Below are 24564 nucleotides of genomic sequence, written 5' to 3'. Positions count from 1 at the left end.
CCCCGCACCCCCTTCCGTATGTCCTCCGCGTCCGATCGGCACTCCCGACGGCCCGGCCGGTCCGCGCGACCCGCGGCCGGCCACCGCACCCGCCCGGGCACGGCCCCGCCCGGCGCACCCCATCCGACCCGACAACCCCAGGGATCGCCCATGCTTCCGCTCTCCTCCTCGCAGGAGATCGTCTGGCTGCACGAAGAAGTGCAGCCCGGCAGCCGTGCCTACAACTTCACCGCGGCGCTCGACCTGTGGGGCCCGCTGGACCGCGACGCCCTCCGCCACGGCCTGGCCGCCACGCTCGACCGCCACGCCGGCCTCCGCCTGGAGCTGGTCGCCGTCACCGGGGCGATGCCGGGCCAGCGGGTCACCGACCGCTGCGAGCCCCGGCTGCGCACGGTCGACCTGACCACGGCGACGGACCCCGAGGCCGCCTTCCAGCAGCTGCTGCGTACGGAGGCGGAGACCCCGCTCGACACGTACGAGGCGCCCCTGCTCCGGTGGACCCTGGTGCGGCTCGCCGACGACCACCACCGGCTCGTCCACGTCGAGCACCACCTCATCCACGACGGCCACTCGTTCGCGATCCTGCTCGACGACGTGTTCTCCGTCTACCGGAGTCACGTCCTGGGCGAGCCGGTCACGCTGCCGCCTGCACCTTCCTACGCCGACCACGTCGACGCGCAGGCACACGGCGGGCAGGACGCGGCGCGGCGTGCGGGGCTGGAGTTCTGGACCGCCGAACTGCGCGGCCGCTCCTACGACCTGCCGCTGCCGGGCCTGTCCCGGCCCGGTGCCCGGCGCCGCCACCACGGCGGCCAGCTGCGGCAGACGATCGGCGCGGACCTGGCGGAACGCCTGCGCGCACACACACGCCGGCGCGGCCTCACCCCGTTCTCCACCCTCCTCGGGCTCTTCGCCGAACTGCTGCGCCGGCACAGCGGCCGCTCGGAGCTGGTCGTCGGCACCGCCGTCGGCAACCGGCCGCGCGGCCACGAGCGGACCGTCGGCATGTTCGTGAACACCATCCCGCTCCCGCTGCGACTCGACCCGGCCGCCCCGGCCGAGGAGACCATGGACGAGGTGACCGACGTCCTCATCCGGGCCCTGCCGCACCAGGACGTGCCGGTGCAGGAGCTGACCCGGGCACTGGGCCTCCACACGTCGGGGGCCGACAACCCGCTCTTCGACGTGATGTTCAGCGCCCATGACGCCGAGCTGCCCGAGATCGACGTTCCCGGCCTGGACGTCACCCTGTTCGAGGGCTTCAACACCGGAACCACCAGGTTCGACCTGGACGTCGTGCTGCTCCCCGACGACCGTCGCGGTGTCGGCCCGCGGCACGGCGCCGCCGGCATGATCCTGGTCTGGGACCACGACGCCGACATGTTCCCCGAGGAGGTCGTACGGGTCCTCGCCACCCGGTTCCTGGACCTCCTGCGGGCCTACCTCGACGCCCCTGACACCGCCCTGGCCGACCTGGCCCCCGCCGCCACCGACCCCACGCCCTCCCCCGCCGCCCCCGCCCCGGGGCCGCCGGACCCGCTCGGCGCGCTCACCGCTCACGACGCGTCCCTCCCGGCGCTGCTCACCGGCGCCCGGCGCCTCACCTACGGCGAGCTCGACGCCCGCGTCACCGCCCTCGCCGAACGCCTCACGGCCGCCGGGGTGACCGCCGGCCAGCCGGTGGCCGCCGTCCTGCCGCGCGGCGCCGACGCCGTCGTCGCGCTGCTCGCCTGCCTCCGTACCGGGGCGGTCCACTGCCCGCTCTCCCCCTCGGACCCGCCCGCCCGGCTGGACCTGCTGCTCGGCCGCCTCGGCCCGGCCCTCGTCCTCACCTCGGCCGCGCACCCCGTCACCGTCCCCGATGGGCTGCCGGCCGCCGCGGTGGACGCTCCGGAACTGCCGAAGGCGCACGCCGCCGCCGCGGTCCCGGGCGCCGCGTACATCATCCACACCTCCGGGTCGACCGGTACGCCCAAGCCCGTCGCGGTCGGGCGTGCGGCGCTGGAGGCCCATCTGACCGGGGTGACCGACCGGTTCGGGCTGCGCCACGGCGACCGGGTCCTGCTGTTCGCCCAGCCGTCGTTCGACGTGGCGCTGGAGGAGGTGCTGCCGTCGCTGTACGCGGGGGCGTGCCTGGTCGTCCCGGAGCACGAGGTGCCCACCGGCGCCGAACTGGCCGACCTGCTGGTCCGGGCGCGCGTCAGCGTGGTCAACCTGCCGACGAGCTACTTCCTCGCCACGCGGGAGGAGTTGCGGCCCGCCCTGCGGGACGGCGGCTGGACGCCCCGGGTGGTCGTGCTCGGTGGGGAACGGCTCCCGGCCGACGTACTGCGCGACTTCCTGGCGGACACCGACGCCGCCGTGTTCAACGCCTACGGCGTCACCGAGGCGGCCATCAGCTCCACCGTCCACCGCGTCACCGCCGACGCGGTGGCGGCCGACGGGGCGGAGGTCCCGCTCGGCACCGAGCTGCCCGGCGAGCGGGTGTACGTCCTGGACGAGCACCGCCGGCCCCTGCCCGACGGAGCGGTGGGCGAGCTCGCGATCGCCGGGGCCGGACTCGCGGAGGGGTACGCCGGCAACCCGGAGGCGACGGCCGCCCGGTTCGTACGGCCGGACGCGCTCGGCGGGGAACGGGTGTACCTGACCGGGGACCTGGGCTACCGCGGCCTGGACGGGCTGCTGTACTTCCTCGGCCGCCGCGACAACCAGGTGAAGCTGCGCGGCCACCGCATCGAGCTGGAGGAGATCGAGGCCGCCGCTTCCGCCGCGCTCGGCGGCCGGTCCTGTGCCGTGGTCCTGGACCGCGAGGCCGGCGGAGGACCCCGGCTGGTCGGATTCCTGGAGTGCCCCGACGAGCGGGACGCGTGGGACGAGCGGGGGCTGCGCGCCGAGCTCGGCCGGCGGCTCCCGGCCGCCCTCGTACCGGGGCGGTGGGTGCGCCTGGACGCGATGCCCACCCTCGCGGGCGGCAAGCCCGACCGGACGGCACTCGCCGCGCGGGCGGCAGGGCTCGGCCGGGCCGGCGCGGCGCTGCCGCCGGGCGACGAAGGGCTGCCGGGCGCCGTCCGCCCGCCGGCCGGCGCGGGCGACGGAGCCGTGCCGCGCCGTGAGGGGCGCGTCGCCACGACGCCGGCCGACCCGATGACCGGACTGCTCAGCGACGGCTGGCGCGAAGTCCTGGGCCACGACCGGTTCGACGGGGCCACCGACTTCTTCCAGGCGGGCGGCCACTCGCTGCTCGCCGCGCGGTTGGCGGCCTGGCTGGAGCCCCGGCTCGGGCACCGGCCGCCGATGCGGCTCTTCTTCCGCAACCCGGTACTCGCCGACCAGGCCGGGGCCCTCGCCGCCACCGCCTCTTCCACCGCCGCCACCGCCACCGCCTCTTCGACGGAGTCGTGATGAACCAGCCGACCACCACCCTGCCCGAGACGCCCCCCGCCGCTCCGGACGACCAACCGCTCAGCGTCGCCCACGGCGCCGGGACCGGCGACGCCGCCACGGCCGGGGTGCTCGCCCTGTTCGAGACCTGGGTACGCCGCACCCCGCAGGCGCCCGCGGTGAGCGACGGCGGTCACACCTGGACGTACCGGCAGATCGACGCCGCCGCCGACGAGGTCGTGGCCGCCCTGCGCGACCGGGTGGGGGCGGGCGACCTGGTCGGGGTCTGCCTGGACCGCTCCGCCGCGCTGGTCGTGACCGCCGTGGCGCTCGCCCGGATGGGAGCGGTGTACCTGCCGCTGGGGCCGCGCCCCGGTGAACGCCGCGTCGAGGCCGTCACGGAGGACCTGGACGTCGCCTGTCTGATCGGTGACCCCGCTGTGCTGCCCGCCCGGCACCGGGAGGGCGAGCACATCGGTGTCACCCTGCCGGGCGAAGGTGCCAACGCTGCCGGGACGGTGGTGGCGGCCTTCGCCCCGCCGCGTGCCGGGGCGGCGCTCCGCGCCCCTCGCGAAGCGTTCTACGCCGTGCTGACGTCCGGCTCCACGGGCCGGCCCAAGGCGGTCGTCGTCGGCGAGCCGGCCCTCGGCTCGCTGCTGGACTGGTACCGGTCCGAGACCGGGCTGGCGCCCGGCGACCGGCAGTCCCTGCTCATCGGGGTGGCGTTCGACCCGCACCTGCTGGAGCTGTGGGCCGGTCTGACGTCCGGCGCGGCCCTCGTCCCCGCGCCCGACGAGGTCCGCTGGGACACCGGGCTCCTCGTCTCCTGGTGGCGCGAGGCGGCCGTGACCGTGGGGGTCGCCGCCACGCCCATGGTCGAACCGCTGCTGGAGCGGCCCTGGCCGGGGGACCTGGTCCTGCGCCACCTCGTCGTCGGCGGCGACCGGATGCGCCGCCGCCCGGGCGCCGACGTGACCGCGACGGTCCACAACGCCTACGGCCCGGCCGAGGCCACCGTCGTCACCACCACCCACGCCATGCGGGCCGCGGACGCCGGGGCGGAGGGCCCCGGCGCGCCGCCGATCGGCGTCCCCGTACCGGGCGTGACCGTCGTCGTCACCGGCGCCGACGGCCGCCCCGTGGCGCGGGGCGAGGAGGGCGAACTCCGTGTCGGCGGCCGTTCGCTGGCCATCGGATACCTGGACCCGGAACTGACCGCCGCCCGTTTCACCGCGCCCCCGCCCGGCCTCGCCCTGCCGGGGGTGGACCGGCTGTACCGCACCGGCGACCGGGTCCGGATGCGGCGGGACGGCCTGCTGGAGTTCCTCGGCCGTCTCGACGACCAGGTGAAGATCAGCGGCGTCCGGATCGAGCCGGCGGAGGTCGAGGCCGCGCTGGAGAAGGACCCCGCCGTGCTGGGTGCCGTCGTCACCGCGCCCCGCGCGCCCGGCGGCGGGACGCGCCTCGTGGCGTACGTACGGCTCGCGCCGGGTGCCGCGACCTCCGCCGAAGCGCTGCTGACGGCGGTACGGGCCTGGCTGCCCGAGCAGGCCGTGCCCTCCGAGGTGCGGATCGTCGGTTCCTTCCCGCTGGACGCCAACGGCAAGGTGGACCGGGCCGCGCTGACGCGGGAGGCGTCCGCCCCGGACGCGGGCGGCGCCGTGCGGGCGGCCGGTACCGGGGGCGGCACCGAGGACGCCGGGAATTCCGCCCCCTCCACGCCCGGTGAGCGGATCGTGCTCGACGCGGTGCGCGACCTCCTCGCGCGGCCCGCGACCGTGCTCTCGGACAACTTCACGCGGGCCGGCGGTACGTCTATCGTCGCCGCCCGGCTGCTGACCGTCATCGAGCGGGAGAGCGGCGTACGTCTGCGTGCGCCGGAGCTCCTGCGTCAGCCGGACCTCCGGGCTGTCGCCGCCCTCGTAGACCGCCGCCGTGGGGCGGCAGGGGGAACGGGAGCCTGAGATGACCGCCCTCGTCCCGCGCACCGACACCACCCCGGCCGCCATGGAGGAAGAGACCGTGCCCATCCCGCCCGACCAGGCCGCCCCCGCCGGTCCCCGGCCGCCGTTCGCGGCCGGGCTGCCCGCCCTGGTGGCGTGGCACGCCGAACGGACCCCGCACGCGCTGGCCGTGGCCGACGGTGACACCACCCTCACCTACGACCGGCTCGTCACCTGGGCCCGTGCCCTCGCCGCCCATCTGCACGAGCACGGGGTCCGGCCGGGCGACCGCGTGGCGCTGCTCATGCCGCGCTCCGCGCGCACCGTCGTCGCGCAGCTGGCCCTCTGGTGGGCCGGCGCCACCTGCGTACCGCTGGACCCGGCGCACCCCCGGCCCCGTTCCGAGGCGATGGCGGCCGACGCCGGGGTCACGCTGACCGTCGGCGACGGCAAGCTCCTCGAATCGGTGGCCCTCACCGGCCCCGCCCTCGCCCTCCCGGCGGAGGAGCCGCTGTCCGGCTCCCCGGCGGCCGCCCCCCGCGTCGGGGCCGACGCGGTGGCGTTCATCATGTTCACCTCCGGCTCGACCGGGCGTCCCAAGGGCGTCCGCGTACCGCATCGGGCCGTAGCCGAGCTGCTGGCGGAGCCGGCGTACGTCACCCTCACACCCCGGGACCGGGTGCTGTTCCACTCCCCCATGACCTTCGACGCCTCGACGTTCGAGGTGTGGGGGGCCCTCGCCAACGGCGCGGCGGTGGTGGTCTGCACCGCCGAGCGGCCCTCGTTCGAGGACCTGGCGCGGCACGCGGAACGGCACGGCGCGACCGTCGCGTTCTTCACCACCGCTCTCTTCCACCAGCTCGCCGCCCGCCGTTCACGGGTGTTCTCCCTGCTCCGCACCGTCGTGGTGGGCGGGGAGGCGCTGTCGGCGGAGCACGCGAGGGGAGTGCTGCGCGCGTTCCCCTGGCTGGAGCTGGTCAATGGCTACGGCCCCACCGAGACGACCACGTTCGCCACCGCGCACCGGGTCACCGACGCGGACTGCGACGGCCCCGTGCCGATCGGCCGGCCCATCGCGGGCGCGACCGCGCACGTCCTGGACGGCTCCATGCGGCCCGTCGCGGACGGCGGGCGGGGCGAGCTGTGGATCGGGGGCGGCCGGCTGGCACTCGGCTACGCCGGCCTCCCCGGGCTGACCGCCGAGCGCTTCGTCGACCACCCGGACCTGGGCCGTCTGTACCGCACCGGTGACGTCGTCTCCGTACGTCCGGACGGCGTTCTCGACTTCCACGGCCGGACCGACGACCAGGTGAAGGTGCGCGGCTTCCGCATCGAGCCGGGGGAGGTCGAGCACGCCCTGCGCGGGCAGCCGGACGTGGAGGACGCGACCGTCACCGTGCGGCGGCCCGCTCCCGACGACGCCCGGCTCGTCGCGTTCGTCGTGGCGGCGCCCGGCCCCGTGCCCCGGCCCGGTGTCCTGCGCGACCGCCTCGCGGCGACCCTGCCCGCCCACCTGGTCCCGGACGAGGTGACGATGGTCGACCGGCTGCCGCTGACGCCGTCGGGGAAGGTCGACCGCCGCGCCCTCGCCGACCTCGGGACCGGGGACGCCACCGGTGCCCCGGCCGGGCCGCTGACGCCGCTGCAACAGGCGGTCGCCGACATATGGAGCCGCTCACTGGGCCGTGAGGTGACCCGGCCCGACGCCGACTTCCTCGCCCTGGGCGGGCACTCCCTGCTCGCCCTCGTCGTCACCGACGACCTGCGCGAGGAGCTCGGGGTCGACGTGCCGCTCGCCGACTTCTTCGCCGCCCCCACCGTGGCCGGGCAGGCCGCCCTGGTCGAGCACGCCCTGCTCGCCGCCCACAGCGATCTGCGCCCGACCGCCCAGGAGGACCCCGATGGCCGCTGACACCCCGACCACCGCGACCGCGGCCCTCCAGGAGGAGCTGCTGCGCCGGGCACGTGCCCGTGGTGGGGGCCGTTCAGCCGCACCCTCCGCCTCCGCACCCTCCGCCTCCGTGCCCGCCGTGGAGGCCCACCGGAGCCGGGGCCCTGCCCCGCTGTCCCACGCCCAGCGCCGCATGTGGCTCATGGACCGGCTCGGCCACGGCGGTGCTTCCTACAGCGTGCCCTTCGCCACCCGGCTGCGCGGCCCGCTGGACGTCGACGCGCTGGGCACCGCGCTGACCGCCCTCGTACGCCGTCACGAGATCCTGCGGACGCGGTACGGGCAGCGGGACGGCGAACCCTTCCAGGAAACCCTCCCGGAGCCCGACGCGATCGAGGCGCGGGTGGTGGAGGCGGACGCGGACGGCGCACACGGGCTGCTGGCCGAGGAGGCACGCCGGCCGTTCGACCTGTCCGCCGGTCCCCTGCCCCGGCTGCTGGTGCTGCGGCACGGCGCGGAGGACCACACGGTCCTGCTGACCTTCCACCACATCACCGTCGACGGCGCCTCCCTGGAGATCGTCGCCGGTGACCTCGCCCGGCTCTACACGGCCGCCCTCGGCGGCGGGACGGATCCGGAGCCGTCCACCGCGCCGCTCCGGTACGCGGACTTCGCCCGCCGGGAGCAGGAGGCGGCCGGCCGGTGGGAGGAGGGGCTGCGCCACTGGACCGCCCGCCTGGCGGGAGCCGCGGCGCCGGCCCTGCCCCGCCCGGCACGGCCGCCCGCCGACCTGGACACCCGGCCCGCCCGCGCCCTCACGCTGCCGCTCGGCCCGCGCGTGCCGGCGGCCTTGCGGGACCTCGGCGCGTCGCACCGGGCCACGCTGTTCACCGTGGCCCTGGCCGCGGCCTTCGCGGCCCTGCACCGCCTCACCGGCGAGGACGACCTGCTCATCGGTGTCGCGGGCACGCACCGCAGGGGTGCGGACATGCGCGAGCTGGTCGGCCTGTGCGTCAACACCCTGCCGGTCCGGGTGGACACGTCCGGGGACCCGGCCTTCACCGTCCTGGTGGAGCGGGTGCGGGACGCCCTGCTGGAGGCCCAGAGCCACCGTGACGTGCCGTTCGACCTCGTGGTGGAGCGCCTCGGTGCCGCCGCCCGCGACACGGACGGGGCGGCCCTGGTGCGGGTGACCGCCGACGTCATGGCGGAGCCCACGGTGCTGCGCCTGCCTGGCACGGAGGGCGAGTACGTCGACGTCGGTGTCGGCACGGCCAAGTTCGACCTGTCGCTGGGCCTGCTCGACACCGGCAGTCCCGCCGCTCTCGTCCAGTACGGCCGCGCCGCGCTGGACGAGCCTGCTGCCGAGGCGCTGGCCGGCGGCTTCGCCGCGCTGCTCACCGCGGTCGCCGCCGATCCCGGGCTGCGGCTGTCCCGGCTGCCCGCGACGGCGCCTGCGGCGGCCCCGGCCCGGCCGGCCGGGGCCGCGGGGGGCCGCGGGGCCGACCACGCGGGCGGGCACCCGGCGGAGGCGCTGCTGCGGGCACACCCGCAGGTCGCCGACGCGGTCGTCGTCGAGCCCGCCGGCGGGCCCCTGCTGGCCTACGCCGTGATGTGCGGCATCGGCGGGCCCTCACGCGCGGAACTGCGGTCCGCCCTGCGGACGTCGCTGCCCGCGGGGCTGGTGCCGGTGACCGTGACCCCGCTCGACGCGGTGCCCCGTACGGCCCAGGGGGCGCCCGACGTGGCACGGCTGCCGGGGCTGCCGTCCCTGGCGGGACACCACGCCGAGGCGGTGACCGAGGCGTTCGCCGCGGTGCTGGGGTGCCCGGCGCCGGAACCGGACGACGACTTCTTCGTGCTGGGCGGCCACTCGCTGGCCGCCGTACGGCTCGCGGAACGACTGCGCGGTGCGCTGCGGTTGCCGCTGACCGGCCTGGACGTGATGCAGGCCCGTACGCCCCGGGCGGTCGTCGCCCTGCTGGACGGGCGCGCGGAGGAGCGTGCCGCCGCCACGGCGGTGCCCACTCGCCGGGCGCGCTCCCGGGGCGCGCGGGAGGGGACGGTCCTGGTGACCGGTGGCACCGGCGGGGTGGGGGCGTTCGTGCTGCGGGAACTCGCCGCGCGTGGGCGTCCCGTGCTGGCCCTCGCCCGGCCGGAGTCCGCGCACCTGGTGGCCGGGGACGGGGTGGACGTCGTCGAGGGCGACCTCGCCGACCCGGAGGGCCTGGCCGCGGCGGTGGCGCGCGCCGACGCGGTGATCCACGCGGCGTGCACCTTCACCCGCCCGGAGGTGGACGTGGCGGCCATGGAGGCGATGGTCGGCGGCTGGGCGCGCGGTCCCTTCGTGTTCGTCAGCAGCGTCGACGCCTACGGGCACCCCGCCGGCGACCTGGTGGAGGAGGAGTCCCCGTCACAGCAGCCGCTGAGCCCCTACGGCCGCGCGAAGCTGGACTGCGAGCGGCTGCTGCTGGACGCGGCCGGCACCGGGGGCCGGGGCGGCGCCAGCGCCGTACGCTCCCCGCTGGTGTGGGGCCCGCACGACCGGCTGCGCGACCAGTTGCGCTGGGGTGCGACGGGGCTGCTCTACCAGGCCGTGCGGGAGGGCCGGCCGGTCACCCTGCCGAGGCCGGGCGCCCGGGGCCACGCCTGGTACGGCGCGCCGTGGGTGCACGCGTCGGCGCTGGCACGCGCCGTCACGGCGTGCCTGGACGCGCCCGTGCACGGGGTCGCGAACGCCGTGGGCGGCCACGTCTCCTGGCGGGACCTCACGACGCGCCTGGCCGAGCTGCTGCACCCGGACGACGCCGGGGTCCGGGACGGTGTCGTCGGGGCGATCCGTGAATCGGGCGAGGTCCACCCGGACCTGGACCACCACTGGCGCTACCGCGCCGACCGTCTGGCCGCGTCCCTGCGGGAGCAGCCGGGCGAGAGCTGGCGCGCCGTGCTGGCGGAGATGACCGGAACCTCCGGTACCTGACGGTGGCGGCGGCCCGCCCCGGTGGTTCGGCGCTCGTCCGTCAGGGTGCCGAACCACCAGGTACTGCCGCCGAACCACCCTGATATGCCACAAACCAGCGTGAAACGCTGTCATCCAAAGCCCGGCCGTTCGAGGTATGTCCCGTGAATTCGCGGGTATCCGCGCCTCATGAACGCACGGGGGTACCGAATGGTGGATGCGCACGACGAGGCGGAGAGGCTGCCCGCCGGTGGTCACCCGGCGGCGGTCTCGGCCGTGTACGAGGGGGATTCCTCCTGTATCGGCCTGGCGCGGGACCTCGCGCGAGACTTCCTGACCCGGCTCCAGGCCGTACACGGCCTGCCGGTGTCCGAGCGGGCCATGGGCATGGTCCAGCTGGTGGTCAGCGAGCTGGTCACCAACGTCTGCAAGTACGCGCCCGGGCCCTGCCTCCTGGACCTGGAGGTCAGTGGCGGACAGGTCGTGGTGACGGTGTGGGACAGCGCCCCCGAGCTCCCCTTCCCCAGGGCCGCCGACGCGAGCCGGATCGGACAGCACGGCATGGAGATCGTCATGGCCGTCTGCCAGAGCTTCACCATCGAGCGCCAGCCGGTCGGGAAGCGGACCAGAGCCGCGATCGCGCTCGCTGACGACCCGGGCGGCCACATCGCCGGCCGCACCGCGTGACCCCTCCCCGGTGAACGGGTCGGTCCGTGGCGGCATCCTGATGATCACCCGGTCGGCGCAGTGTGCCGGCCGCCGGGCCGGGCAGGTGCCGCACTACTGGGCGGTTCCCTCCTCCTGTCCGGTGCACGGGACGTATCGCGGTCGAACCCCGAGCCGACCGCGGTACGTCCCGCCGTCGTGTCCGGCGGGTGGCGTGCCGGTCAGGTGACGGTGACACGCAGCACGTAGGGTGCGCCGGTGCTGATCGCTGTGGCTTGTTCGCGCAGATCGGCGTGGGTGAACTCCAGCAGCGCCCGGTCGGCGGCCCGGCGCAGCAGCGGCAGGATCTCCGCGACGGGACGGCCGCGGTGCGTGCCGGCCAGCTCGGCGAAGGTCCGCTGGTAGGGAGCGCCGTACGTGCCCGCGCTGTCGGCGAGCAACCGGTCCAGGTGCCGCCTGTCCACTCGTATGTCACCCATGACCCGCTCCCGAGCGTTCCGGGGCCCGGCCTCTCCAAGCCCTCCCCCACGACGCTACGAGACGGGTCTGACAACGCCGCCGTCGTGAGCACCGCCGGTGGCCCATCCAGCCGTGCCGTCCCCTCGCCGGACGTCGGTGATCGCGGCGTGCCGGTGGTCGCCCGTGTCGTCGTCCGCCCGCGCGAGCGCGGCGGCACCAGCCGCGGGCCCGGCTCGTCGTCCCGCTCCAGCAGGGCCTTCGCCGTCTCCCGGGTGACTCGGGTGTCCTGCCCCTCGAGCGGCGGCCGGAGCAGTGTCGCGGCCACGTCCGGATCCGCTGCCGCGTCGCCGGACGTCGTCCCCTCTGACCGAACGCGACGCGGAACGGGGCGTCCCGCGGGGGCGGGTGCGGCGCATGCCGGGCGACGGAGGCCGGCGGGGGTCATCCGTCCTGATTGGGTGTCCTACTCGCTGTGCACGATCTGGATCAGGTTGCCGCAGGTGTCGTCCAGCACCGCGGTGGTGATGGGGCCCATTTCCAGGGGATCCTGCGTGAAGCGCACCCCGAGGGCCCGCAGGCGGTCGTACTCGGCACGCACGTCGTCGACCGCGAAGGACGTGGCCGGGATGCCGTCCTCGACCAGGGCCGTCTTGTACGGCGGTACGGCGGGGTGGCCGGAGGGCTCCAGCAGCAGTTCGGTCCCGTCCGGGTCCTCCGGCGAGACCACGGTCAGCCAGCGGTCGTCGCCCAACGGGACGTCGTGCTTCTTCACGAAGCCCAGCACCTCGGTGTAGAAGCGCAGGGCCTTGGCCTGGTCGTCGACGAAGACACTGGACAGGTGGATCCTCATGGGGTGCTCTCCGGTGCGTCGGGCCTGAGCCATCGCGTCACGATGCGCTCAAGGGGTTCGGTGTTCACGTCGTGGAACTTGTAGCGGCCCTGGCGGCGCGTCGTGACCAGGCCCGCGGACTCCAGTACGGCCAGGTGCTGGCTGATCGCCTGGCGCGACAGCCCCAGACCGTGTTTGGTCACCAGCCGCGCGCATATCTCGAACAGGGTCTGGCCGTCCCGTTCCACCAGCTCGTCGAGGATGCGCCGGCGGGTGGGGTCGGCGAGCGCCTTGAAGACATCCTCCGCCATGACCCCACCATAGGCAAGTACTCACTTGCCTATCAAGTCGGCTCCTCACGTCGGACGCCATGGAGTCGGGTCCATCAAGGCGTGCCGTCACCCGCCGGCCGCCCCCTGCCCGGCGCCCGGTGCGTCAGGGGGCCGGGACGCGCGCCGCCGCCTCGTCGGCGAGGGCGGTGAGGTCCTCGACGGACATCGCGCCCGGCGGCAGGCCCTTGCGGGCGAAGATGTTCGCGGCGTGGCGCAGGACGTCGTTCACCGGGGTCGGTACGCCGTGCAGCCGCCCGAGCAGCGAGACCTCCCCGTTCAGGTAGTCGGCCTCGATCGAGCCGGTGCCCCGCGCCAGGCTCTGCCAGGACGAGCCGCCCCGGACACCGGGTGGCTGCTCCACCTTGCCGTCCCGGGCCTCCGCCTGCTCCTCCCGCGAGGCGTACGCGATGCCCGCCGCCGCGAAGGCCGCCTCGCCCTCCTGGACAGCCCGCCGCAGCAGCGCCGCCTTCGCCGGGTGGGGCTCGGGGCCGGTCGTGGCCTGGATGGCGTTGCCCAGGTTGCCGAGCAGCTTCGCGTACTTCCAGCGCATGACGTCGTCGACGACCGGGGCCTCGAAGCCGGCGGAGTTCAGGTCGGCGGCCACCCGCCCGGCCAGCGGGTCGCCGCCACCGGTCGCCGGCCCCACGTGCAGGATGCCGGTCAGCGGCGCGCACAGGGCCGACACGACACCCGGCCGCAGGAACGTCGAGGGCAGCCAGACGCACACCCCGTACACCCGGGCGAACCGCCGCAGCGCGAGCCGTTCGCTCTCCACGCCGTTCTGCAGGCAGAACACCCCGAGCCGCTGGGCCGCCGTGCCGCCGCCCGCCACCTCCGCGTCGCCCCACGCGTCGAGGGCCTCGATGGTGTGCTGGGTCTTCACGGTGAGCAGCAGCACGTCGTCCCGCCGCAACGGCCCCAGGTCGGCCGGTCCGGTCGCCACCGGAAGCCGGTGGACGTGGGTGCCGTCCGCGGTGGTGAGCCGCAGGCCGTCCGCTCGCAGGGCTTCCGCGTGTGCGCCCCGCGCGACCAGGACGACCTCCTTGCCGGCCCGGGCGAGGCGCCCGCCGACGGTGGCGCCGACCGCGCCCGCACCGATGATGATGTACCGCATGGGGTGAGCCTCGCACACCGCCCGGCGACGGAGGCGCAGCAGGTGTCCGACCACCGCGCGGCAACGGGAACGAACCGCGAGCGCGCCGTGCCGGTCCGGCCGCGGTTCCGCCGCCCCGGGCCACTCCCACGGCCGTGTCCCGTCCGGCTCCTCGCCGCCGCACACCTCCCCGGCGCCGCCGCACGGCGGGGTTGCCCGGCGGCGGTCCGGGCGGGGCTCTGGCCCGGCGGCGTCACCCGGGGATACCGTCGGGGCCCCGCCCCGGGCGACACGTAGGAGGAAGAGTGAGCCAGGCACCAGGGTCCGGAAGGGTGTCCGCCGCCGGCGTCTTCGACGCGGTGGGCGCTCGCTACGAGGAGGTTTTCGCCGGCGTACCGGGTCAACTCGCGGCCCTGGACTGGCTCACCGGCTGCCTGCCGCCCGGCGCGCGCGTCCTGGACGTGGGCAGCGGCACCGGTCGGCCCGCCGCCGAGACGCTGGCCCGGGCGGGGCACGCGGTCACCGGGATCGACGTGTCGGCCGAGATGGTCCGGCTGGCCCGGGAGCGGGTGCCGGGCGCGTCGTTCGTACAGGCCGACGTGCGCACCTACCGGGCGCCGGAGGACGGGTACGACGCGGTGTGCGCCTTCTTCCCGCTGCTGATGATGGACCAGCCCGAGGTGGAGCGGTCGCTGGCGAGGATGGCTTCGTGGGTGGCTCCCGGCGGGGCGTTCACCATGGCCACCGTGCCCGGTGACATCAGGGGCCTGGACATCGTGTGGATGGGCCACCGGGTCACCGTCAGCAGCCTGGCCACCGAGGACCAGTTGCGGGTGCTCCGGGAGGCCGGGCTGGACATCGTCCACCACCACACCGCGCTCTACCGCCCGCAGGACCCGGAGGCGGAGCCCGAGCCCCACCTGTACGTCCACGCCCGGCGCCCCGCGTGAGCCCCTCGCCGGGTCCACCCGTTCAGGCCCTCCGGAGCGCCTTGCGCACCACGTCCCCGGCCACCGGCATCCCGGCCGCGAGGACCGCCGGGCGACCGGCACCGACCAGGACTCGTCCGGCCGCTCATGTCCGGAGCCGGATGGTGAGGGCTGCCACGGTCGCGGTGCCGAGGTAGAGGTAGTGGCGCTTGTCCTACCGGGTAGCCACTGCCCGGTGCTGTCTGAGCCCGTCGATGGCGCGCTCGACGGCGTTGCGCTTCTTGTACCGCTCTCCGTCGAAGGCTGGTGGCCGTCCGCCGCGTGAGCCCTCACGCCGGCGGGCGGCCTGGCTGTCGGTCTTCTGACCGCCCACGCCGTCGGCTCCTTCTCCCTCTACCCGAGTTCACCGAGACGGAGGGCGTCCCTCATCTCGCTGAGCTTCGCGGTCGTCGCCGGGGTCTGCTCCTGCGCTTGTTCAGCGAGTCGGAGGGCATCGTCAATCTCGCTGAGCTTCGCCGAGGACAGGACGGCCGCCCGCTCTATCAGGTCGTCCCGTGACACAGTGGTCAGCCACGTGCAAGGGGTGAAGCCCGGACGCGGGAACGCGAGCCGCAGCACGCCTTCGAACGGCACTCCTTCACCGGCGCCCACCATCACTTCGATGCCCAGACCGCTGATGTCGACGCCCGCCGGAGCGACGACCTGCATCACCCGGATCCCGGCCGCGTCGTCTCCCGACAGCAGTACGACCAACCTCCGCTCGTCGAACTGGACCCACCAGACTTCGCCACGTTGCACAAGTCCTCCAGACACAGGACGGCGGACCGACACTGCGCGAGCCTGACGCGCTGTGGAGACGGTTGCGGCCACCGTTGATCATCGGTGTGTGAAGACTGAAGATCACGCGGTGGCCGCAGGTCACAGCGTAGACCCTACCCACTGGCAGAAGGCGTTCGAGGGCCTGATGAGCCGGATAGCGGGACGGTTCACGCGGGTCGAACCCCGGCGCCGAGCCCGGAAGTTGGTCCGGCATGCTGTCAAACCTGCCGCGCGAGAACTGCTGGACCATCGCCGAGTGGGCCGGGGACAGGACCCCGCACGGCATGCAACACCTGCTGTGAGGAGCGCGGCAAGGTCGGCGGTGGCCTCTGGGTCGACGGCGGCGAGCCGGGACGCGACCGCCAGCTCGCTGGGCGCGGCGGCCGGGACCACACGAGCGAGCCCGGACAGCAGCGCGGCGCGCGCGAGGACCGACGCGGCAGGAGGTCGGCGGCGGCCTCGCATGCGGCCGGGTCGGCGTAGTGCCCGTGGTGCGTGGCCAGGGCGCGGGTGCGCCACCAGTCACGGCCGGCTTCGTCGCCTTGCGGGGTTCGGTCTGCTCCAGCGTGCCCAGCTCGCGCAGCGCCTGGAGCTCGTCGGCGCGGGCGGCGATCCGCGGCGCCTCGCGTACGGCGGCCTCCCGTTAAGCGGCGGTCGCGGCCTCGGCGGCAAGCTCGGCCCGGACGACGTTGTCGGTGTCCGGATCGTGCACGGTGCCCGGCGCAGCGGCGGCGAGCAGCTGGTCGATGCGCTTCCTGTAACTGCTGGTCGGTGGCGCCGGCCTTCTGCACGTCGAAGAGGCGGGCGGCGTACCAGGCGCGCCGCGAGGTCGGGGCGGGGCTTTTCGATCTGGTCCTTCACGTATCGCTCGACGGTGCGCTGGGAGATGCGCAGCATCTGGGCGACCGCCTTGGTGCTCTTGAGCGCTTGACCAGGTACCGCATCTGGGCGCCGGCCGACTTCGGCACCGGGCGTGTGAGCGCCTGGTGCACCGCGGCCTCCAGGCCGTCCCCGAACGGGGTCATTGTGGCCCTCCTACTCTCCGTTGTCGACGTCGGTGACGGTGCCGTCCTTCATGTGTAGCCACCACTCGCCCGCCGCCGCCCATCCGCGAGCGTGGCTGCGCCTGTAAGGATCCGTAGTGCGCGGCAGGTCTCCCCGGACCGGCAGGAGCCTCGCAGGAAGCATCGACGACCCGACCGATCGCCTTCATCCAGGAGTGCTCGATATGTCCATCGTGATCGACATCGATACCCGCGGCGCGCAGCACTGCGAAACGACAGCATTGGGGGTGCTGTTGCGGCACCAAGGACTCGACCTGACCGAGCCCATGCTGTTCGGCCTCGGGGCCGGTCTGTCCTTCGTCTACTGGGACGGCAAGAACATGGGCTTTCCCTTCCTCGGGGGACGGGTCAAAACCTTCGACCTCACCAGGAATCTGGCCGCCCGCCTCGGGCTGGAGCTCCTGATCCAGGAGACCGCCTCCCCGCGCAGAGCTTGGGGCCAGGCAGCGGCCCTCATCGACACCGGCCGCCCCGTCGGACTTCAGCTCGACAGCTACTACCTGGACTATTTCAGCTCCAAGGTCCATTTCGGCGGCCACATCGTCGCCATGTACGGCTACGACGAGCACAACGCCTACCTGGTGGACACCGACCAGCAAGGCGGAGCGGTCTCCACCAGCCTGGACAGCCTCGCCCGGGCCAGGGCCGCGCGCGGCCCGATGACCGCCAAGCACCGGTCCTTCGCCCTCACCGTTCCGGGAGAACTTCCCTCCCCGCGAGAACGGATCATCCCGGCCATCACCGCCTGTGCCGGCGCCTTCCTCGACCCGCCCATCGCCAACCTCGGCCATCGCGGCATCGAGAAGGCCGGCAGGCTGGTACGCACCTGGCTTCAGCGCACCGACGACCCGCAGCGAGACCTGCCGCAGGCCGCCCTTCTGATGGAGAAGGCCGGTACCGGTGGCGCCCTGTTCCGCAACCTCTACCGCGACTTCCTCGCCGAATGCACCGATGTGCTCGACAGCAGCCACCTACGCACCGGCCACGCGCTGTACGCCGAGGCCGCCACCCTGTGGACGGAAGTGGCGCGACTGATCAGGACGGCTGGTGAATCGGGTGATGCGCAGCACCTCGTCCAGGCCGGCTCGCTCCTCGCCGATCTCTCCCGTGTGGAGCACGAGGCCATGGGGGTGCTCAGCCGTCTGGGCCGTGAGTCCCCACGTCAGATCTAGCCGGTACCTCCGGCGATCCGGAGCCCGGTCTCCCGGTGGCCGTTACCAGGGACGAACCACGCGGTTGACGACGTGGAGTCGAGGGCCACAGCAAGCGGGATGGTGAACGGCAGCAGCCCACCGGCTCCTCCCTCGGAACGGTCCCGGGTCAAGTGCCGAGCCCGCGTGCCAAGCTCTGGATTCGCTCAAGTGCCCTCGCCGCGCGGCCATCGATGTGGTGCGATGCCGGAAACGATCACAGAGCGGGGGGCGTGATGAGGGCAGGTGTGAAGGGTCGGCTGTTCACGGCAGGGGCCGTGGTCCTGCTGTTGGGGGCGGGCAGCGCGGCGTCCGGTGCCACGGCCGGAGGCAGGGCGCTGGAGGGTGGCGCCGAGTCGGCGTACAGCCTGGGTTTCGAGACCTTCGTGGCCGGCAAGGCCTACTGGTTCAACTGCCCGGCGCTGACCAATCGTTCCTCCACGCCCGTCGAGGTGCTGGGAGCGGAACTGGTGGACGCGCCGGCAGGCTGGCGGACCGGAGAGGTCCGGGCGGTCGACTGGCGCGGCGAGTCCGTGGGGTTGGGGGCGTACGACGAGACCTTCGCCACCACGCCCGTGATGAGGGAGGACCGCGCGAAGGCGCCGGTGCGTGTCGAGCCCGGTGAGCGCAGCACCGTCTGGTACATGGTGCGCGCCGAGCCCCGGTCGGCGTCCGCCGCCGGCCGGGCGGCGGGCTGCCGGTTCACCTACCGCTCGGCCCAACGGGTCTACACCCAGGTGCTGGGCGCCACCTTCTCCCTCGGGCCCACGCACGGCTGAGGGTCCGGGCGGGGGCCGCGGGCTCGCCGTCACCGGGAGCGCGGTGCCCGCGGTATGCCGTGGAGTGCCCGCGCAGGGGCAGTCCATGCCGGCCGGCGCGGCCGAGCGTACGAAGTCACGTGGACGCGTCGGTTCCGGGCGAAGACTCCCTCTGCTTCGTCCTCCTCGCTCACCGCGGCCCACCAGCGGGGCGAGCGAGCCGGTCCGACGCCCCGAACCGCGGCGCGGGTCTCGCCCGCCGGTGCCAAGATGGGCGAGTGACGGAAGAAGGAGCCCATCGGTCATCCCGCGTCCCGGTCGTCCGACCGCCCGGCCGACCGGTCGGAAGCGCATCACCGGCACTCCGGCGCGCCGGTGCCCGCACTCCTCGCGGTTGCCCGGCTGGGCTCCCAATCGTGCGACAGGCCGACGGCACCGTAACCCCGTATCCCGGTAAGGAATCACGGCATGACCACCCAGCACGCCTTTCCCCTGGAGCCCACCTCGATCCATGTGTCCGACGAGGCCCTCGACGACCTGCGCGCCCGCCTCACATCGACCCGTCCCCCTCTGGACGAGGGCAATGAGGACTGGTCCTACGGCGTCCCGGACAGCTACCTGCGTGAGCTGATCGCCTATTGGCGGGACGGTTACGACTGGCGCAAGGCCGAGGCGGCCATCAACGTCCACGAGCACTACCGGGTGAACGTCGCCGGTGTCCCGGTGCACTTCATGCGCAAACCCGGCCGCGGCCCCGGTCCGATCCCGTTGATCCTCACCCACGGCTGGCCATGGACGTTCTGGCACTGGTCGAAGGTGATCGACCCGCTCGCCGACCCGGCCGCCTTCGGCGGCGACCCCGCCGACGCGTTCGACGTCATCGTGCCGTCCCTGCCCGGATTCGGCTTTCCCGGCCCGCTCACCGGCTTTCCGGACGTCAACTTCTGGAAGGTGGCCGACCTCTGGCACACCCTGATGACCAAGACCCTGGGGTACGCGAAGTACGCCGCCGCGGGCTGCGACATCGGCGGGATCGTCTCCAGCCAGCTCGGCCACAAGTACGCCGACCAGCTGTACGGCATCCACATCGGGTCGGGGCTGCCGCTCGACTTCTTCAACGGCCCCCGGGCCTGGGACTTCGCGCGGAATCGGCCCCTCTCCGACGACCAGCCCGCCGACGTCCGGGCCCGCGTCGTCGAGCTGGACCACCGCTGGGCCCCCCACCTCGCCGTGCACATGCTCGACGGCGCCACTCTGGCCCACGGGCTGAGCGACTCACCCGCCGGACTGCTCGCCTGGCTGCTGGAGCGGTGGAACGCCTGGAGCGACAACGGCGGCGACGTCGAGTCCGTCTTCACCAAGGACGACCTGCTCACCCACGCCACGATCTACTGGGTGAACAACTCCATCGCCACGTCGATGCGCTACTACGCCAACGCCAACCGCTACCCGTGGGCGCCCGCCCACGACCGCACCCCGGTCGTGCAGGCCCCGGTCGGCCTCACCTTCGTCACGTACGAGAACCCGCCCGGCATCCACACCGCCGACGAGCGGGTGCGGGCGTTCAAGACCGGCCCGCAGGCCGCCTGGTTCAACCACGTCAACGTCAACGCGCACGACCACGGAGGCCACTTCATCCCCTGGGAGAACCCCGACGCCTGGGTGAGTGATCTGCGCCGCACCTTCCACAGCCGGCGGCCCTGACAACAATGCGGTCAGAGGCTGATGGGGTGCGAGGGCGGGGGCGAAGGGGTTCAGGTCGCTCGGCCGTTCAGACGGTCCAGGGGTCGGGCTGTCGCCGCCTGTTCGGGATGGGGCAGGGCGGCCCGGCAACCGGCGTGCCCGATCCCGCACTCCGCAGCAGGGGTGCGGGGCCATCGCCCGGGGGCACCGTTCAGGGTCGGGGGTCGCGAAGCGCGGTCGGGCACAGGGGCGGACCGGCAGCTTCCCACCTATTCGCATGCGTACGCCGAGGGTGCCGTGCCTCCGGGGAACACAGGAAGGGGTTCGCCTCCGGTCATGAAGGGCGCTAGGTTGCCCGGATGGAGGAGTGGGAGCGCTGGGAGCGACGGGTACAGACGGCCGCGCATCCCGTGGCCTACCGCCTGGTGCGAGCGGTCGCCGCCCGGGGACCCGTGGTGCGGGTACCACGGGTCGGGGTGGTGGTGAGCGATCCCCGCCTCGCTCGCGAAGTGCTCACGGACGCCGAGAGATACACCAAGACGGGGCCGGGCGCGGCGGCCGCCCTGTGGGGTCCGGTGCTCGGCTCACGTGTGCTGATCGCCCTGGACGGCGCCGAGCACGCCGCGCTGCGCAGGCGGCTCGGGGGGCTGTTCACGCCCGGAGCCGTGGCGGTCGTCTGCGAGCGGGTGCTGCGCGCCCCGCTGGACGGGCTGGGGCGCAGGCTCGCGGCGGGCGAGCGAGTGGACCTGGTGCGGGTGGTCCGGGACGGGGCCGCGGAGGTGATCCGCGAGTTGGCCGGACTCCCCGCCGGTGGGCCCGACTTCACGGACGCCGCCGCGGTGGTGGCGTCCCTGCGGCTGTGGCGGACGACGCTGAGCGGACGGCAGACCGAGCGCGCTCGGGCCGTGTTGGTCCGGCTGAGCGAGGCGGCGGTGGCGGCCTGGCGGGCCGGCGACGAGTCGACGGTGCCGGGGAGACTGCGGGCGCTGGGCCTCGATGAAGCCGAGGCGCGAGGGGCGGTCGGGCTGTTCCTGCTGACCGGCACCGAGACGCTGGTCTCCTTCGTCCCCCGGCTGGTCGCGCTCGCCCACGACACGGGCCGGGGGCCGGACGCCATCACCGACGCCGTGGTGGACGAGGCACTGCGGGTGACCTCCCCGACTCCGGTGATGCTGCGCAGCGCGGCCCGGCCCGGACGGATCGGCGGCGTCCGCGTGGAGGCCGGCGAACGGGTGGTGATAGCCACGCTGTTGTGCACCGGGGCGTACGGCCCCTTCTCACCGGACCGGGACCCGGCCGAGACCACCGACCTGCGCCGGCTCTGGTTCGGAGCGGGGCCGCATTTCTGCCTCGGCATGCCGCTCGCCATGGCGGAGACCCGGGCGGTGGTGGACGTGCTGCGCGGCTTCCCCCACCTGACGATCACCGACCGGCGCCCCGCGCGGGGAGTGCTGATCCCCGCGTACGCACGACTCACCCTCCAGGCGACAGGCCGGGCCGCCCCCGGCGTGCCCGGCCTCCCGGCGGCTGACAGGCACCGTCACCGCATGCCGTGAGGCTGCAGCCGCGGTCACCGTGTGAGGGCCGGGCCCCGGCCGCCCACGAACAGCGGAAAGATCGTTGCCGACCGGGTCCTCGCTCTTTTTCCGTGCCGCCGGACGCACGCAAGCGCGCATTCCAGGACGGCGGGGCAGGGGTTGGCCGAATCGAGCCGTACGTGCGCGACCCAACGATCCGTCATCGCATGTCGAACGGCAGGACGGTGAGAACCGCGCCCCCACGACCTGCCGTGCGTGTCTCGAAATACGCACGCCCCTCGGGAAGGGCATCACTCATACCCCGGCTCTCTCGGAGTATTACCGACTGCACAGGCAGTAGTGCGGTACGCACAGGAAAGGTGAGCGGAATGTTGCGGGAACGCCTTGCTGATTGGCCTGTGTGCGCCGTTGCCGGAGGAAATGCGTCCACCTAGCTTTGTGCACTGCGTCGGCGGCGCCCGGCTCGATCAGGACGGGTCGCCGGCCCACGCATGACGCAACACCAGTCCTGCTCATCCCACGACGAAAGGGTATGACGATGGCCTACGAGCGTCCCACTCTCACCAAGGTCGGCGACTTCCAGAAGGTCACCGGACTGGCCGGCCAGGGCAGCCCCGACCTGCTGGGCGGCCACAGCCTGCTTTGATCCGGCCCACCCGACGGCCCCGGGCGGGCTGAACTCCGACGGTTCGCCCCGGGGCGCGTGGGACCCGGAGCGTGGGCGGCGTATTCGCGCCGCCCACGCTTGTCCCCGCACCGCTGCCGAGACCGCGTCGACCAAGAGGGGCCTGTGCATGACGACCGGGATGTCATTTCCCACGGGGGCGAGTTGGTTCCTGGTCCTGCCGGACACCGATGCCGTCGCGGCCCTGGCCGCGCTGGTACGCCTCGGTGCAGCGCGGGAGATCCGGCACGCCTCGGGCCGGCCCTGGCTGCTGGGGCGTTGGCCGGAGGGCGCCATGACGGCGGCGACCCGAGGACGCATCCGGTTGTGCGTGCTGGGACAGCACGCGGTGACCGAGCGGGAGGCGGCGCGTGCCGCCGGCGCCGGATCGCCCGAGGCTGCCGAGCGGCTCGCCCGCACCTGGCCCGGCAGTCACCACCTGCTCGCCAGCTTCGACGGGGAAACCCTCGCGCGTGGCCCCGTCACCGGCGTACGCAGCCTCTTCGTGGCGCGGGCACGCGGTGCGGACAACGCGTGCGTCGTGGCCGACCGCGCCGACGTCCTGGCCGACCTGGTCGGCGCGGAGCTGGACGAGGGCCGGCTGGCCGTCCAGCTGCTCAGCCCCGGAATCCTGCATCCCCTGACGGCTCAGACGGTCTGGCGCGGCGTCGACGTCGTGCCGGGCGACCACCGCCTGACGCTCGACCGCGACGGGCACGCCCGTACGAGCCGGCACTGGTCACCGCCGCCGGCTGAACTGTCGCTGGCCGAGGGCGCCCGGATGGTCCGCGACAGGCTGGCCGACGCGGTCGCCGTACGCGTCGCGGGCGGCAAGCCCGTCAGCGCCGACCTGGGCGGCGTCGACTCCACCGCCGTGGTCTGCACCGCCGCCCGCTCGGGAGTCGAGATCGTCGCCTACACCGCCGCCATCCACGACGTCCTCGGTGACGACGTCACCTACGCGCGGCGCACGGCGGAGGCGCTCGACCCGCTGGAGCACCACGTGGTGCCCGCGACCGCCGTGCCCCTGACCTTCGACGGCGTGCACGAACTCGACGACGACCTCGACACCCCGTCGCTGTACGCCGTCAACCGCCACCGGCGCATGTACATCATCGAGCGGGCCGCGGAGCGCGGCTCCTCGCTGCACCTGAGCGGAATGGGCGGGGACGAACTGTTCAGCGGCGCCAGCGCCCACGTCCACGGCCTGGTGCGGCGACGCCCCCGTACGGGCCGGCGGCACGCCCGCGGCTTCGTCTCCAAACACCGGTGGTCCCGCCGAACGGCATGGCGCCAGTTGCTCGACGGCCGCTCCTACGGAGCCTGGCTCGACCAGGTGACACGCGACCTCACTCTGCCGCAACCTCCCATGTCGGTGCCCCTCTTCGAGTGGGGCACCCCGCCACGGCTGCCCCCCTGGGCCACCGGCCGGGCCGTCGAGGCCGTACGGGATCTCATCCGTACGCAGGCCAGGGAGGCGGAACCGCTCGGCAGCGGGCACGGCGTGCACCGCGAGCTGGCCACGATGCGCTCCCTCGCCCGCTTCGCCCGGCACGTGGGGCAGATGTCCGAGCCCCTGGGGGTCACCTTCGCCTCCCCCTACTACGACGACCTGCTCGTCGAGGCGGCACTCGCGGTCCGTCCCGAGGAACGTGTGACCCCCTGGCGGTACAAGCCGCTGATCGAGGAGGCCATGCGGGGCGTCGTGCCCGATGACAGCCGACGGCGGACGACCAAGGCCCACGCGGCGTTCGAGGAGGAAACCGGGCTGCGCAGGCACCGGTCCTCCCTGCTCGCCCTGTGGGAGGACGCCCGTCTGCACGACCTGGGGCTCATCGATGTGGAGGCCCTGCGCGCCTGGTGTCGCCGGCCGCTCGCCGCCGACCTGGAGAGCGCCCTGCTGCATGCCACGGTCGGCTGCGAGGTCTGGCTGCGCACCCGGGAGAATTCCGCCGGCCGAAGGAGCCGGCCCCGAACCGACACAGGAGGCATCCCCGCATGACGATGACCCTGCGCCCCGGCGTGGTGACGGCCGACACCGAGTACGGGATGGCCCTGCTCGACCAGAGCAGCGGCGAGTACTACACCCTGAACCCCACCGCCGCCGTGATCGTGCGCGCCCTCCTCGACGGCACCACGACCGACCAGGCGGTGACAGCGCTCACCGACAAGTACGACGTGAGCGCCGAGCAGGTCGAGGAGGACATCGCCCGCATCCTGGAGGAGTTGCGCGCCGCCCGGCTGCTGACGGGCTGAGCCCGGGCCCCGCCACGCCCGCGCCCGCCGCGTCCTCCGTGTCCGCCGCGAGCACGGAGAACCGCCCGCCGTGCCTTCGAGCACGGCCCGCCGCCCGCGCCACCGGACCG

The 24564-nt window shown here is 74.3% G+C and carries 19 protein-coding genes and 2 pseudogenes; 14 read left to right on the top strand and 7 right to left on the bottom strand.

Features of this window, described 5'->3' with window-relative positions; translation table 11 throughout:
* Positions 1-150: 150 nt before the first annotated feature.
* From AC07DW_RS07315 to AC07DW_RS07295, 5 genes are all read left to right on the top strand, one after another.
* Positions 151-3402 carry a non-ribosomal peptide synthetase gene (locus AC07DW_RS07315; RefSeq protein ID WP_478856627.1) on the top strand — a complete coding sequence of 1084 codons (3252 nt, stop codon included), beginning with the start codon at positions 151-153 and terminating at the stop codon, positions 3400-3402.
* On the top strand, positions 3402-5345 hold the full coding sequence (locus tag AC07DW_RS07310) for a non-ribosomal peptide synthetase (protein ID WP_478856626.1): 1944 nt from the start codon (positions 3402-3404) through the stop codon (positions 5343-5345). The genes AC07DW_RS07315 and AC07DW_RS07310 overlap by 1 nt, the downstream gene beginning before the upstream one ends.
* 1 nt (position 5346) lies before the next feature.
* Positions 5347-7236, top strand: a complete 1890-nt coding sequence (locus tag AC07DW_RS07305; protein ID WP_478856625.1) for an amino acid adenylation domain-containing protein — start codon at positions 5347-5349, stop codon at positions 7234-7236.
* The gene (locus AC07DW_RS07300) at positions 7226-10195 is read left to right on the top strand and encodes a condensation domain-containing protein (protein WP_478856624.1); all 2970 of its coding nucleotides are present in this window, start codon (positions 7226-7228) and stop codon (positions 10193-10195) included. Before AC07DW_RS07305 ends, AC07DW_RS07300 begins: the two co-directional genes overlap by 11 nt.
* A gap of 189 nt (positions 10196-10384) precedes the next feature.
* The gene (locus tag AC07DW_RS07295) at positions 10385-10861 is read left to right on the top strand and encodes an ATP-binding protein (protein WP_478856623.1); all 477 of its coding nucleotides are present in this window, start codon (positions 10385-10387) and stop codon (positions 10859-10861) included.
* A 200-nt stretch (positions 10862-11061) separates the two neighbouring features.
* Here the strand turns inward: AC07DW_RS07295 and AC07DW_RS07290 are convergent, their stop codons facing one another.
* The 4 genes from AC07DW_RS07290 to AC07DW_RS07275 all read right to left on the bottom strand — a co-directional run bounded on the left by AC07DW_RS07290 (position 11062) and on the right by AC07DW_RS07275 (position 13574).
* Positions 11062-11319, bottom strand: a complete 258-nt coding sequence (locus tag AC07DW_RS07290; protein WP_478856622.1) for a hypothetical protein — start codon at positions 11317-11319, stop codon at positions 11062-11064.
* 443 nt (positions 11320-11762) lie between these two features.
* Positions 11763-12149: a VOC family protein gene (locus AC07DW_RS07285; RefSeq protein ID WP_478856621.1), complete on the bottom strand. Its 387-nt coding sequence runs from the start codon at positions 12147-12149 to the stop codon at positions 11763-11765.
* Positions 12146-12439 (bottom strand): ArsR/SmtB family transcription factor, encoded by a 294-nt coding sequence (locus AC07DW_RS07280; protein WP_478856620.1) that lies wholly within the window; start codon positions 12437-12439, stop codon positions 12146-12148. Before AC07DW_RS07280 ends, AC07DW_RS07285 begins: the two co-directional genes overlap by 4 nt.
* A 124-nt stretch (positions 12440-12563) precedes the next feature.
* Positions 12564-13574 (bottom strand): ketopantoate reductase family protein, encoded by a 1011-nt coding sequence (locus AC07DW_RS07275; protein WP_478856619.1) that lies wholly within the window; start codon positions 13572-13574, stop codon positions 12564-12566.
* 284 nt (positions 13575-13858) lie between these two features.
* On the opposite strand from AC07DW_RS07275, the gene AC07DW_RS07270 reads away from it, so the two are divergent.
* Complete coding sequence (locus AC07DW_RS07270) at positions 13859-14503, top strand: class I SAM-dependent methyltransferase (RefSeq protein ID WP_478856618.1); 645 nt, start codon at positions 13859-13861, stop codon at positions 14501-14503.
* A 193-nt stretch (positions 14504-14696) separates the two neighbouring features.
* Here the strand turns inward: AC07DW_RS07270 and AC07DW_RS07265 are convergent, their stop codons facing one another.
* The gene (locus AC07DW_RS07265) at positions 14697-14855 is read right to left on the bottom strand and encodes a hypothetical protein (protein WP_478856617.1); all 159 of its coding nucleotides are present in this window, start codon (positions 14853-14855) and stop codon (positions 14697-14699) included.
* 20 nt (positions 14856-14875) lie between these two features.
* Positions 14876-15280 carry a type II toxin-antitoxin system PemK/MazF family toxin gene (locus tag AC07DW_RS07260; RefSeq protein ID WP_478856616.1) on the bottom strand — a complete coding sequence of 135 codons (405 nt, stop codon included), beginning with the start codon at positions 15278-15280 and terminating at the stop codon, positions 14876-14878.
* 166 nt (positions 15281-15446) lie between these two features.
* On the opposite strand from AC07DW_RS07260, the pseudogene AC07DW_RS07255 reads away from it, so the two are divergent.
* Positions 15447-15600 (top strand): annotated as a pseudogene (locus tag AC07DW_RS07255) (IS701 family transposase); the annotation flags it as partial.
* A 454-nt stretch (positions 15601-16054) separates the two neighbouring features.
* Here the strand turns inward: AC07DW_RS07255 and tpg are convergent.
* Positions 16055-16326: pseudogene (gene tpg, locus AC07DW_RS07250) on the bottom strand (telomere-protecting terminal protein Tpg); the annotation flags it as partial.
* A 203-nt stretch (positions 16327-16529) separates the two neighbouring features.
* Here tpg and AC07DW_RS07245 point away from each other — a divergent pair.
* The 7 genes from AC07DW_RS07245 to AC07DW_RS07215 all read left to right on the top strand — a co-directional run bounded on the left by AC07DW_RS07245 (position 16530) and on the right by AC07DW_RS07215 (position 24454).
* Positions 16530-17537, top strand: coding sequence for a BtrH N-terminal domain-containing protein (locus tag AC07DW_RS07245; RefSeq protein ID WP_478856615.1), 1008 nt, complete (start codon positions 16530-16532; stop codon positions 17535-17537).
* A 266-nt stretch (positions 17538-17803) separates the two neighbouring features.
* Positions 17804-18334: a hypothetical protein gene (locus AC07DW_RS07240; RefSeq protein ID WP_478856614.1), complete on the top strand. Its 531-nt coding sequence runs from the start codon at positions 17804-17806 to the stop codon at positions 18332-18334.
* Positions 18335-18781: 447 nt separating this feature from the next.
* The gene (locus tag AC07DW_RS07235; RefSeq protein ID WP_478856613.1) at positions 18782-20017 is read left to right on the top strand and encodes an epoxide hydrolase family protein; all 1236 of its coding nucleotides are present in this window, start codon (positions 18782-18784) and stop codon (positions 20015-20017) included.
* Between the two features lie 338 nt (positions 20018-20355).
* On the top strand, positions 20356-21552 hold the full coding sequence (locus AC07DW_RS07230) for a cytochrome P450 (protein ID WP_478856612.1): 1197 nt from the start codon (positions 20356-20358) through the stop codon (positions 21550-21552).
* Positions 21553-22072: 520 nt separating this feature from the next.
* The gene (locus tag AC07DW_RS07225) at positions 22073-22180 is read left to right on the top strand and encodes a keywimysin-related RiPP (protein ID WP_165995458.1); all 108 of its coding nucleotides are present in this window, start codon (positions 22073-22075) and stop codon (positions 22178-22180) included.
* 160 nt (positions 22181-22340) lie between these two features.
* A complete protein-coding gene (locus tag AC07DW_RS07220) occupies positions 22341-24200 on the top strand; it encodes an asparagine synthase-related protein (RefSeq protein ID WP_478856611.1) in 1860 nt (619 codons plus the stop codon).
* On the top strand, positions 24197-24454 hold the full coding sequence (locus AC07DW_RS07215) for a lasso peptide biosynthesis PqqD family chaperone (RefSeq protein ID WP_229891365.1): 258 nt from the start codon (positions 24197-24199) through the stop codon (positions 24452-24454). The genes AC07DW_RS07220 and AC07DW_RS07215 overlap by 4 nt, the downstream gene beginning before the upstream one ends.
* Positions 24455-24564 lie beyond the last annotated feature (110 nt).

It is taken from the genome of Streptomyces sp. NPDC045701 (assembly GCF_056432045.1).
This window is presented reverse-complemented; position numbering and strand designations above follow the sequence as displayed.